The sequence below is a fragment of the Stenotrophomonas maltophilia group sp. Smal32 genome (assembly GCF_030237085.1).
Taxonomy (GTDB): Bacteria; Pseudomonadota; Gammaproteobacteria; order Xanthomonadales; family Xanthomonadaceae; genus Stenotrophomonas; species Stenotrophomonas maltophilia_Q.
Map to the genome: position 1 here is coordinate 84,395 of NZ_JASJSI010000001.1, position 11,642 is coordinate 96,036.

The 11,642-nt window shown below is 56.5% G+C and carries 10 protein-coding genes and 2 pseudogenes; 1 reads left to right on the plus strand and 11 read right to left on the minus strand.

Going from position 1 to position 11,642, the window contains the following annotated elements; translation table 11 throughout:
* Positions 1 to 549: 549 nt before the first annotated feature.
* From QRO91_RS00340 to QRO91_RS00365, 6 genes and pseudogenes are all read right to left on the minus strand, one after another.
* The gene (locus tag QRO91_RS00340) at positions 550 to 843 is read right to left on the minus strand and encodes a helix-turn-helix domain-containing protein (protein WP_197650786.1); all 294 of its coding nucleotides are present in this window, start codon (positions 841 to 843) and stop codon (positions 550 to 552) included.
* A 133-nt stretch (positions 844 to 976) separates the two neighbouring features.
* Positions 977 to 1,102 (minus strand): annotated as a pseudogene (locus QRO91_RS00345) (integrase core domain-containing protein); the annotation flags it as partial.
* 56 nt (positions 1,103 to 1,158) lie between these two features.
* The gene (locus QRO91_RS00350; protein ID WP_285310186.1) at positions 1,159 to 2,187 is read right to left on the minus strand and encodes a patatin-like phospholipase family protein; all 1,029 of its coding nucleotides are present in this window, start codon (positions 2,185 to 2,187) and stop codon (positions 1,159 to 1,161) included.
* Positions 2,188 to 2,207: 20 nt separating this feature from the next.
* Positions 2,208 to 4,448, minus strand: coding sequence for a ThiF family adenylyltransferase (locus QRO91_RS00355; RefSeq protein ID WP_197650784.1), 2,241 nt, complete (start codon positions 4,446 to 4,448; stop codon positions 2,208 to 2,210).
* Complete coding sequence (locus QRO91_RS00360; protein ID WP_197650783.1) at positions 4,445 to 5,605, minus strand: MBL fold metallo-hydrolase; 1,161 nt, start codon at positions 5,603 to 5,605, stop codon at positions 4,445 to 4,447. The genes QRO91_RS00355 and QRO91_RS00360 overlap by 4 nt, the downstream gene beginning before the upstream one ends.
* Positions 5,584 to 5,994, minus strand: coding sequence for a hypothetical protein (locus QRO91_RS00365; protein ID WP_197650782.1), 411 nt, complete (start codon positions 5,992 to 5,994; stop codon positions 5,584 to 5,586). Before QRO91_RS00365 ends, QRO91_RS00360 begins: the two co-directional genes overlap by 22 nt.
* Positions 5,995 to 6,330: 336 nt before the next feature.
* Between QRO91_RS00365 and QRO91_RS00370 the strand changes: the two genes are divergently transcribed.
* Positions 6,331 to 6,933 carry a hypothetical protein gene (locus QRO91_RS00370; RefSeq protein ID WP_197650781.1) on the plus strand — a complete coding sequence of 201 codons (603 nt, stop codon included), beginning with the start codon at positions 6,331 to 6,333 and terminating at the stop codon, positions 6,931 to 6,933.
* A 105-nt stretch (positions 6,934 to 7,038) separates the two neighbouring features.
* On the opposite strand, the gene QRO91_RS00375 is transcribed toward QRO91_RS00370, so the two are convergent.
* The 5 genes and pseudogenes from QRO91_RS00375 to QRO91_RS00395 all read right to left on the minus strand — a co-directional run.
* On the minus strand, positions 7,039 to 7,215 hold the full coding sequence (locus QRO91_RS00375; protein ID WP_285310181.1) for a substrate-binding domain-containing protein: 177 nt from the start codon (positions 7,213 to 7,215) through the stop codon (positions 7,039 to 7,041).
* 721 nt (positions 7,216 to 7,936) lie between these two features.
* Entirely contained in the window at positions 7,937 to 9,232 is a 1,296-nt protein-coding gene (locus tag QRO91_RS00380; protein WP_285310182.1) for a HEPN domain-containing protein, read from the minus strand.
* A 336-nt stretch (positions 9,233 to 9,568) separates the two neighbouring features.
* Complete coding sequence (locus tag QRO91_RS00385) at positions 9,569 to 10,369, minus strand: hypothetical protein (protein ID WP_197650778.1); 801 nt, start codon at positions 10,367 to 10,369, stop codon at positions 9,569 to 9,571.
* Positions 10,370 to 10,651: 282 nt separating this feature from the next.
* A complete protein-coding gene (locus QRO91_RS00390) occupies positions 10,652 to 11,122 on the minus strand; it encodes an NIF family HAD-type phosphatase (RefSeq protein ID WP_197650777.1) in 471 nt (156 codons plus the stop codon).
* Positions 11,123 to 11,355: 233 nt separating this feature from the next.
* Positions 11,356 to 11,616: pseudogene (locus QRO91_RS00395) on the minus strand (double zinc ribbon domain-containing protein); the annotation flags it as partial.
* Positions 11,617 to 11,642 lie beyond the last annotated feature (26 nt).

Consider the following 11,642-nt stretch of genomic DNA (forward strand, 5'->3'; position numbering starts at 1 on the left):
GGATGAGTGCAGCGTCACTTGGGCGAGAGTAGAGCCGGTGTTGTCGACTCCGATTATCGATGTTCTGCGTGTCCGCACGCGCTCCGTGGCGCGCCTCGGACAGATGCGCATCGCGAGTGAGGCCGCACTCCCTTGGAGGGAGTGCGGCCAGGACGAGCATCCGCGTCATCTCGCAGTACACCAACGTCTTCTGAGGTCAACAAGAAGAAATCTGTCACCTGACGAAGCCGATTCATTCGCCGAAGTTGAGATCTGGAACCGCTGCCCAGCAAGGCTGAGTCCGCATTCCACTCAAGTTGACCCCATCTCGCTCTATCTCTGCAGGCGCCGTCACGCCACGCTAGCCGAACTTGGCCGACTGCGGCAGATCATCAGCGAAAGATGGTAGATGACATACCCGTTCAAAGCTGATCGGAACCCAGCTTGGACTGTCCTCCAGCGCACCACCACCGAAACGGTAGCCTACAGGTTTCAGCGCGTGCGGGCCGGAAGCAGTGCAGCAAGATGCTTGGCAAAGAGCTTGGGCCGGCCAGCGCAGCTGCTCCGCCCTCAGCTGGCCCGTTTGCGCAACCGCGTGGCTTTGAGCATTGCCATAGGGCTGACTGTCGGGAGGCTGGCAATCGAGTTCAGCTGATGCTCCAAGCCGAGAGCTTTGAGCACACAGATCAGGGTGCGCACAGTCGATCCTTGTCCTCCTTCAAGTTGCACCAAGGCTCTGCGGGAGATCCCCGCTTTGTCGGCTAGGTCGGCTTGTGAGATGTTGATTCTGAGGCGGCGCTCCTTGATTCGCTGCCCGAGAGCCTCAGTTATCTCTTCTGGTGACTGGATAGGCGTGTGCTTCATTTGCGCGCAATTCTGCTCACTAGTGCGGAATCTAGTCGAAGTGCGCGGAAAAGCGCGCAATCTATGACCCATCCAAGAAGATGACGCTGGGTGCCGCCGACGCCCCCTCCCCCGCCGTGAGTATTGGTCGGGTTTAGAGTCCGGGGTTGATGATATCGATGTTGACCAGATGTTTCGCGTAGGCGGCCGGTGTCATGCCGCCGATGGCGTCCTTGGGGCGTTCTTCGTTGTATTCTCGGCGCCATCGCTCGATCTCGGTGGGCACTTGCACAGCTCCGTGGCTCTATGCTTGCGAAATGAATGCCTTGGATTCCGTTATGGCAAGCGAGTCAGCCTTTCTCCGTGGATCGCAATTCTGTCGAAGTCGGCTTCGGTCAGCTTGATGAGGCTTGTGGGGAACGTGGCTACGAACCTTGCCTCTTCCTGATCTGCAGAGTCCATACCGGCAGGACTACCGATGTAGATCATTGCTCCCCTATTAGGACCCTTAGAAAGGTAGTGGTGAAAGGTACGAACCCTTAGGGCGTGTGACTGGTCAGACATGATGTCGGCCACGCGCCTGATCCGGAATGGATTCAGAGAGTATTTGCTAAAGCCCATATCCAAGGGCTTTCCTGCATCTGACACCAGGATGAAGTGGCCGTTCGGCTCCTTCGGCTCTCCACTACCCGCATCAAAGAAGGGCTCGAGTCCAAGGTTGTCGTATACGCCACCGTCGTAGAGATGGATCACAGAGCCTGGCTGGGAGTCTACGGTTTCGTGTGCAGGACCGCTCCAGCTCGCTCGACGCTTCCACCTGAATTTGTCCGCCCTGAGGCGAAGCGGACCAAAGCCGCCTGGGAAGGCGGCCGAGACAGCCATTGCGCTGGCCAGGGGGAAGTTGCCCGTCGCTGCGTAACCCGTGAGGTAGTCTCCCAAGTTTGCACGCTTGAACCGGAAGCGGCGTCCGTTCTCAGCGTTGGTCCCGTTGATTGACCAATCAGGTGTCGCGGGAAGATCGCTAAGCTTGTTCTCAATGCCCCACCGACGCCGCAGGGCAGCGGCCAAGAGATTTGAGCGGCTTAATAAGAAGCGGAGATTCGAGATGCTCGACAGTTCGCGGAGGGCATCCCACTGGAGACTGCGTGAAGTGAGCTCATCGCGGAGTGCCGGGTAGATCTCTCCCAGAAATCGCTCTGAAGTCGGCCATTTCATGCCAGAGCGATGTAGCACGAGTCCGGTGACAAGGCTCCCTCCCGACACGCTGGATATCCTAGACACTGACTCCAAACAACCAGCATTTGCCAGCGCCCGCATGACCCCCAAGTGGAAGGTCATTGCTCTGATCCCTCCACCGGAAAGCACTAGATCGATCTGGCGATCTTTCAAGGCTGAACCTCCGCCTGGACAACACGAATGTCATGGCTCCCAACGATGACTTGGATTACCGGAAGGCCTTCTTCGTGCATTCCCATAGCGAGCTCGACCAGCTGCACAAGATCAGCTCGGCTTGGCTCTGGCGGACAGCCGTCTGGGTGGCTGTGCCACTCTCCAACGTATCCAACGATTCCAGCAGTGCGGTTCTGTGCCTCTGCAACGGCCTCTGGCATTCCTGCAACACCGCGCTCGAACGAAGCGGGCGTACCCTTACTGTCAGTTGGCGCCGACAGCGCATCTACAACGACGAGGAGGTTCTGCGTGAAGTCGTGGTAGCCGAGGAGGATACCGCCCGTCTCGTTGGGAAGACTCGTTGTGCGCAGAGCATGCAGGTGTTCGTGTAGGCCTTCATCCATGTAGATGCTGAGGCCATTAGTTGCCTGGTGTATCCGCCTATCAAACAGTGGGACCTCTATCGCTTCCGTTTGGCCACTCACATCTCGCTGCCAGATCAACGCGGCAGCCTGGGGATCGGCAATATGGGCTGGGATGCTCTCGGCAAACTGACAGGCATGAATCATCACACTGGAGTACGGTAGGACCATTGAGATGTCACGGCACGATGCTCCGCTCCAGAACGCTCCGCGATGGCCCTCAAGATGGACTCTTCCCCAATCGGAATTGATGATGGCGCGGTAGTACTGAGCTTCAATCGTACGCAGGCACCGCTCCTTGGCGACGTCCTCAAGCATCATAACTCCCGACCGACCGTTGGGAGTTACGAACACGCTCACATGCCGTGATCGATCATCCACGACTGCTGACGCCCGCGGGTAGCTCAGGTCCGCAGTTGCATCTACGACTAGGTCTGCACTCCGAAGGGCCTGCTCCAGCTCCGGCAAGGTGCTGGTAAGGACGTCTTCCTCGAGAGGAGTCACAGCCGAACCGTTGCGCGTGACCTCCCTGGCATTTGCGGAGACTGCCAGAACCTTGGGTAGCCCAATCTGTCTATTGAATGCAGTGTGGCGTGACAGATTGTGCGGTCGGACATGATCCTTATCCACTACAGTCCACCGACCCCAGCCAGATCGAACCCATAGGTCCAGCAGAGCACTTCCCAAAGATCCAACGCCGATCAACACGCCTTGCGGCCCCGCATCGCTGAAGCCCGACTGGCTTCGTGCACGTTCAGGGCTGTTCTCCCAAAGAACGGTGACTGGATCAAGCCCGATAGACTCCCATCCTTCCTGCGGCTGATTTCCAACAACACCAACTGAGCTGAAGTATCGACCGTCATGCGGAATAAGGGCACCGAGCATAGTGCCGATCTTCAGTGTCCCACCATCAAGGAAGAAGGCGCGATAGGTGATTCCTTCTACCTCGCCGGTCGACGCACGCTTGATGGGAACAGAGAGCAGCACAAGCGTGCTCGGAACCTCATCCTGGCGAGTGAGTCCGCATGAAGGCGTAGCTGCCTGGATAGCCGCTGTTACAAGCGGAACCAGGTCCGCTCCTCGCCGTGCCAAGAGTTCATTCAGCTGTCCGAGAGTATGCGGATCCCATTCAATCATCCCGCTTTCAATAGGCTCAAGATCTACCTTGACCAGAGTAGCGTGGAGAGATTTGTTGGCAGGCAGTTGATCAACGATGCGCAGTGTCCAGCCATCGCTCTTGCGCGCTGCTGCAGCGATGACGCTGAGCTTTCCCCCTGCCGCCAGTTGATCAAGATCCCAGGGGATCAGCAGTTCATTCCGAGACTCAAAGAACAGCATGTCCAAAGGCTGATCGGCCAGATGCAGCTCGCCCTTAGCATTCTTCTCCATCCACCACTGGATCCGAGCGAGAAATGACGAAGGAGTCCAGGTGCGGGCGACAACCGAGGGCGGCTCGAAATACAAGCAGAGCTGAGCTGGGCCCTGCGACGTTACGCTGTTCTGGTGTGCAAGCCTCGGAAAGTCCTTCCGCATGGACCAAACGACCGTTGCCTTCGCATCGTCCTGAGGCACATGTATGAGCATGCGCTCCCGAAAGCGGAGCCCGTATTCATTGTGGGTTGGCACACCATGGCATTCGACGTCCACCATTAGGTAGACGGTGTCCAGCTCATCTACCTTGGCGCTACGCATCACCTCGATGAGTTTGAAGTCACGGTGAGCATTGACAGCGGCGATCATCGCGCTTGTACGCGGTGTGACTGCCGCTAGCTCGTCGAGAGCAGTCAATGTATGCGCAAAGTACTCCGAGCTCATGCTCCTGCCCTGGCAGGGCGGGAGGCAACGATAGCCGCAGAGCCAAATGACGACGCTGCTTTCGTCCAGGTGACGCCTGCGGCAGCCACCTCAAAGACAATCGGCTTAGGCTTGTTCGCGTTGGGCTCTTCCATAGTTACGAGGAAGGATCGTCCACCAACCTTCTCAAGATAGGACTCGTAGGTCCTGCGGGCTTGGATGTGGGGTGGTTGGACCCGCTCGTAGGACTCTTTGATGTCGGGCAGCGGTATGCAGCAGGCTACGATGTACGAGTCCTTCTTCCCCTTCATGAGAAGCTCAGCGACCTTCTCGGAGGGAACAGTGTCCTTGTCTCCCTTCTCTTTCCCAAGCGCCTTGTAGCTGCAGTGATGGGGAATGTTGAAGAGATCCCAGGCAAGGCGGTCTTCATTGCCGTGGTACTTCGTAATGTCGACAATTCTCTCCAGGTCGCGGTAGTCGGCATCACCAACTTCCAGGTAGTCGTAGGTGCGGCCGTCTGCCTGGAGCCTCACGTTGAACACCAAGGCTGCCGAGTTTCTGATGATGTCGCCGTCTTCGCAATGGTCGATAAAGGGCGAGTGGCAGAAGAACTCCACGTTGTCTTCTTGCAAGGTAAAACCCGGAACGATAGTGCCAGCATCGACAAACAGGTGATCCCGGGCCGTCGATGCTTCATCACGAGCCTTCAGCTTGGGCTCCAGCCACTCCATCAATTCGGGTGGCTTGGAGAAGACCAGAATACCTTCGCCTTCGAGAAGACGGTGGCGCGCCTCTTGCCTCAGAAGCACGAACTCTTCGCTCAGCTGTTCTTGGGTAGCCTTCTCCACGAGCATCGCTGCAGGGACCCAGAGCTGGTCGATCTTGATCCGACCCTCGCCGTGATAGATCTTTGCATGCTCAAGCCAGAAGAAGTCAGCGCTTCCCTCGATGTGATCGTTGTCTGCGTGGGTGAATGCAACGACATCGAAACTTTCCTTGCCTGCGTCGGCAAGGTCTTTCTTGAGAGTTGCTTTCAGATCAATCTCTGGTGTCGACTCTTCTTCCGCGCACTGTTTGTGACGGAAGTCGAAGAGAATTCGTTTTCCATTATCAAGAATGATCTGCGTCGTGTCCCCGTTACCAACCGGGTAGAAAATCACTTCGTGCTTGGTCGCCATCTCGACATCCCCCTGAAGGTTGGTCCATCAATCTCAGATTGCCGCTCTGCCGTCTCGAGCAATGAGACCGCCTGCAGCCGGCTGTTCTTGTTCAGCCAACTGTCAATTTTGTGATGCACATCAACTTTTTCAAGGGGGCGAGCGGAAACTTCTTTCTTGTTCTGGAAGGAGGGCCTGGGCCCTTTAAAATCAATCACATAACAGGCCATTGAATCGTTCGTCGGCTTGTTTGAAGGAGAGGTATCCCGACTGAGACACGATCCCATCTGGATCTTCTCGTCCTGGGTCATCCGCGCAACCAGCTCATGTGCCCGGCTGTCTGCCAAGGCACCATCAGTGGCCGCTGGCTCTGCCGCAACAGCCAACGGCAGTCCCAGAGCAATAGCCATCGAAAGTCCCAGCACGCGCTTGCTCAGCGTACGGGACGCTCCAATCTGAAATCTCTTCAAAACCACTCCCTCACCTTGGTTGTCCGCCCAACCCCCGGAAATGACGGATGGTTGAGTCCGACTGTGATATGAGCGATTTAGGGCTAAAGCTCTAGCTGTCTGCTTGATTGGAGAGGCGCAGGCGCTAGTCGAGCCACGTGCCAGTGTTGTTAGCGGGAATTCGTCGCCCTAAGATCGGGCTGCGCCAGTTGGACGACCTCTCGATTCAGCTCGCAACGCAAGCCAAGCAACCGGGCCCGGGGATCGGCCTATCGGATATCCTGCCCAAGGAGAATTATGCGCAAGCTGATTGTTCCACCAGCACTCAAAGAAGAGTTCAGTACGGTTGAGGCACTCTGGCAGTGCAATGGCAGTACTCGCAGGGTAGACGCGTTGGTAGTGAGCTGGGTGAAGTACGAAAAGCAACTACGGCGGCTCTTCAGCTTCTTCGTTTTTCAGCATCCCGCGATCACTGAGAAGACTCTGGACGCGGTTATCGAGGCGTTTGTCGCTAACAGGAACTTGAATCCAGAGACCTTCATTTCTGGAATCAAAGCGCTTGGCGTAACGCCAATACCGAAGCTACTAGGTTCTTCGCATGCTCCCCTGTGGAAAGAGATCAAGCGAATAAAGATCTATCGCAACAAGATCATGCACGGACAACAGACTGGCCAAGGAATTCAGTCTGCTCAGCTGGAGAAGGACGTCATACACATCATCAACTGGATGTCTGCGCTAGCAGAGGCATCGAACTCCGCGTACGGATATGACGGACTCAGGCGGGGCGCATATCGGATAGCGAAGGCAAGTGCCGACGTCCCTGTTCAGCGATATCCTTTTAGCAACCCTGCGGAGCTCAAGAGCTGGCTCTCACGGCTCAAGGCGGATGCCAATGGCTGAAACCCAATTCGCTGCGCCGAGAGCCTGACTACAGTTGGCCTAGCTTAGAGGGCGTACAGATCGGCGGTGTACCAGCTCCACGGGGATTACGATCTTCCGTGCCGCTCATTTGTCACCGCGCATTCTCGCTTGCAACGACTGGAAGGCCCACTTGGCCTGTTCCCGCATGTCCTGGCGCAGGGTCGTCAGGGAAAGGGTGTCAGTTGCAGCTGCCGGGATGTCATCGAAGCCGGTGACGGAGACGTCGCCGGGAACAGTCAGACCGAGTCCCCCTTGCTTCACCAAGAGTCCCCTGGACCCGTACCAGAGGGCTCACACCCGTGCGTACCACTAGGCTCACGCGATAGACAGCCGTCCGCCTAAGGAGCAAGGTGGGCATAAGCTCCTATGGCGGAGGCAGCGGGTGAGCCCATTAGCCTGATCGCAGGGTCTCCTCCAAAGAGCGGATTGAGGTTCGCACGGTGAATCCATGCGTCCGCCTGTGCTGGGTTTGCAAAGATGGTATGCAGGCTTCGGTAGATCGAGATAATGATGCCAATGCGAAGCAGGAGATCTGGGCCGGCCGGTCCTTTCAGATCTTCGGGCACAGGCAGAGCAGGCACAGCGAGGATCTGACACTGTTCCTCCTCAGTCAGTGCCCATGCCACTGCGATCTTTCTGTAGACCCTAAGAACAGCTACTTCAAGGTCCGCTGGCCGGCTGCTGGACCCTTGGTGCATCGACGTCAGACATGTTGGACTGTTCGAATGGTAGCGCTAGATGGAAGCACTTCTATCGACAGCTCGCAAAATCACAATGATTGGCGCCCGGAAATTCAGCCAGTATGTGGCGCAAAAGGATCGAACTCGGGGGCGTGGGCAAACGCACCTCGAGGGCATCTAATCATCACACCCCAGCGGCCTGACAGGTGCACGCACCAGATCCAGGCGGTGTGTGCCATCGCGAGGTTCAACCTAGCAAGAGAGCGTCATGACGCTCGGCTACTCACACTTCGACGTTTCAACTATTCGTCTACATCCGGGCCATAGCCATGCCAAGCGGGCAGCCTAATTGGATTGAGTTCGACACCGATCTTCATACCCTTGAGCAAATCGAAGAACTTCTTCTGAAGATCCCCTTGACCATTATCGAGATGAACGGCAAGCATCAAACTGCAGTACAACGCTCTTGCCGCTAACGCTTCGGCTTTTATCAGAAGCGAACGTTCAACGCTAGTTGCACCGGTATGCACAATGCTTGATCGAGCATCGTAGATATTTCCAAGATCCACATGGACGCGCCTCCGGTCCTTGCCCTTGAAGCAAAGTAGTGACGCGTAGTCAGCCAGTGTAACCTTGATGGGTGCGTGCTTATCGCGAGAGAAGATTGCCTCCATTGATATGACAAAGAAAATGAATCGCGCCACGCTATCTTTCTCGTTCACGGCTCGACCAAAGAATTCCAGCGCATTCCTAAGCTGTGCATTCAAGGTTTTCTCCTCACCCGAGGAGAGCAGCTTGAGGGCAATTGGTACGTCCGGACGCCTCATTACCTGAACAAGCTTTCTCTCTAGCGAAATGGACACAGTCAACGGGCGCATTGTCATAACCCGATCAAGCCACCCCGTACGCTTGTTGATCAGGAACAAGTAGTTTGGTGTGACTTCCTTCCCCAGCGCTGGCTTCTTTACGCCGAAAACTCGACCAAGCAATTCAATCAACCCGATCACTCGGCGAGCAGATGCACGTGTCTGGTGACGCAGGGAATCCGACGAGCCATGGGTTGGCAGGAACAACAAAGGAGTGCTGCTCAGTGCTTGGTCAGTCTGCCGTTGCTGATGTTCGAACAAGTCGTCCGGTACAGCTTTGGAGTCAAAGACCTGGATGCGCTTGTTTAGCGCCGCGCTTGTGACTGCAGGTGGCACCAGTGTGAATGGACCAACTTGGAATGGACGAAAAAATGCCCTCTGCCTCTTCGAGGCGAAAGCCATTGGCTGAAAGAACCCCAGAGGGACGACGGCAATGTAGTCGAGATGCTGCGCCGTTTGTTTCAGCGCAGCATCAAGCCGCGTTGCAAACGAACGGGCATCGTCGAGATCGCCAGAATTCAGCACTGCATAGACTAATTCGAGCGCGTGTTCCCAACCTATGTGACTACGTGTGTACTCCGATTTATAGAAGGCATTCCACAATTTCTGGTTCGCGTAGATGAGCTTGGCTTTCTCATCCTCATCCAACTCATCTCTCTTTTGCAGCGCCTTCAACTGGGGCAGAACGGATCTCATGACCCGCTCAACCGCACCAATGTCGATTCCAGGCATTGTACTCAGTGACATGTTGGCTACGCGTCCGTGTGGTCAGATGGTGTGGATGAGTTCTTAGACCTCCACTATAGCGTCTCCGTGCTTTTGCGATGCCGCTCCAGGAGATGGCAAGGGAGATGGTCGGCGGCGACTCCCCATTTGAAGCAAAGTCACTAGCAGCTGCAGGTGACCGTTCGCTCTTCCTAAGGTGGTCTTCTGCCTGATGGCTGCGCACCACAGCATCTAAGCTGGCTACCCAGCGGTGCGCATTGATGCGCCGGAGAGATCGCTCGGCCAGAGAGAGGACTCCTCGGCCGCAAAGTGGCGCCGTCGCTCGCTCGGCGAACGTGGGGGCTACTCTGGGTCTGAATGATCAGGAGTATTGACTGCAAGACCAAGCAGTTCACTGTCCTCGTCACTCATCGGATTCTTGATTGCATCCTCGACCCGGCGTGCGCACCAGTCGTAGAACGCCGGGTGCTCAATCATGAGCCGCGCTTGACCGATCTCGTTGAGCCTAACTTGGTAGCGATAACGAACAGGCCCTATGGTAAGAGTCGAGTAGAAGGACGCCGGCGCGAGCGAGTCCCGATCTCCTGTGATAGCAAGTCCACCGTGGGCGGCGTACGGCATCTCGGGGAGATGAATTCGTAGCCGCTCAAACGCGACATCCGCATCAACCGTCAAAAGGATGAAGTTGTCGTCATTCGCTCCGATGGCAAAGCCTGCAACATCTTCAAATGATGGCGCGCTCATCTCCGCAAGATGACAGCACATCAGCTTCGCAAAGTATCTGAAAACGTCCAGATACAGAGGTCCGTCTTGTATGAATCGTGGATCTTTAAAGACATCGGCAGGATTCGAGCCGAGCGCCATAAGCTCTAGAGCTCGCGCGTTGAACTGGTCGAATGCCAGATCGGCCGGCTGAGTCCTTGAGTTGTTGCAAACTTCGCAGACACGGGCGGAGAAATGGAGCGCTTTGGAGCTTGGACTTTGTGCGAAGCGATAAGGGCCACCGTGTTTGGCGATCACCATTCCCTGCTTGCCAAACACGGCTCTGAGAGCGGATGCCTTGATCTTGTGCTCACCGGAAAGCGCTTCCTTCGATCCACACAAGCAGCATTCTGAAGTAAGCGGTGGAGCGAAAGTTTCCATCTCTTTGCTCTTAGGACAAGGTCGGAGGGAGGGCGCTACATCACACCAGTGCCTCAGAATACACCTGGTGGAGATATCGGGTCTCGGCGGCGTTCATGATCATCAGTCCAGCGCGGGCTAGAACATTGCCGCGTCGTCTGTGGATAGGAGATGGATACCCATTTTTGGCGACGACCCAAACATGTCTCCTGGCTCGGAAGTGCTCACCCGTTGTGACTCAGCGCATGCTCTGAGTACCGCTTCCGCCTGGCCCGACGCATTAGCCTACCCAGTTATGCCAAGTTAGATCTGCTGCGGTCTGCGCACAGCCTGATCGGTGCAACGACCATGCTCAACGACTTCCAGTAGGCTTCGGAGCGCACTATGGAGGCCGTCATCGCCTTCAGGATATGGATATCCGAATAGAGGAACCTGAATCCAGAGATGTTCCTGGCCAGAGTGAACGTAGGGGCCGTAGTCGTCGAGCAAAAGGGTATCGCCCAGAGTCGGCGAGGCAAGTCGCAAGTCCTTGGTTTGACCGGACCAGATGATGTATTCCAGATCTGCGAACCACTCGGGCGCGCAACCCTCCCTGACTAGTAGCGTAGCGATGCTACGAAAACGTTGCTCTGGGACCGTCGTGAACATCACCAGACGGTCAAACCGCGCATGGATCTCCTCAAGGAACCGGTAGAGTCCAGGCCTTGGTATCTGGCTGATCGCATTGGAAATGAGGGTGCCCTCAAGGTCCAGTGCCAAGATGGTCGGTCTCATGTGTCACCTATTTATTCTCAGGGTACATCACTCTGTCTGCAGGATCGTGGCGACGGGTCCGATCGCGATACATGTCTGAGTGATTCCGATCCGTCGAGCATTTGCCACCGAAGCCCGAGCCATCTGAAGCCAATGACACCGTGGCGAATCACAGGTCAGGCTAACAGGCAGCGGTTGCGTACGGAACGCCAGACATTGCGATTTTTTCCCTGCCAATCATTTTGGCGGCGCACAGGAAGGTACAGCAGGCTGGCATGCGTGGCGGCCTGCGGCGGTACCTCGTCGCGGCATGTACCGCAGACGATCAGGGCGTTGTCCGGCAACGGCAGTGCACAGCGCAGGCAGGCACGACCGGCCCAGGGCAGATGGGCCAGGCAGGCGCTGCACAGGTCAAGTTCATCGTGGCCCGGCTCGCCACAGACCAGGCAGCGCAGTGGCAGCAGCACGCGAAGCGCTGCCTGCAGAAGACGAGTGGGCGTGGACAGGGCCGGCATGCGCTACAGCGTGATCGCGCCGCGGC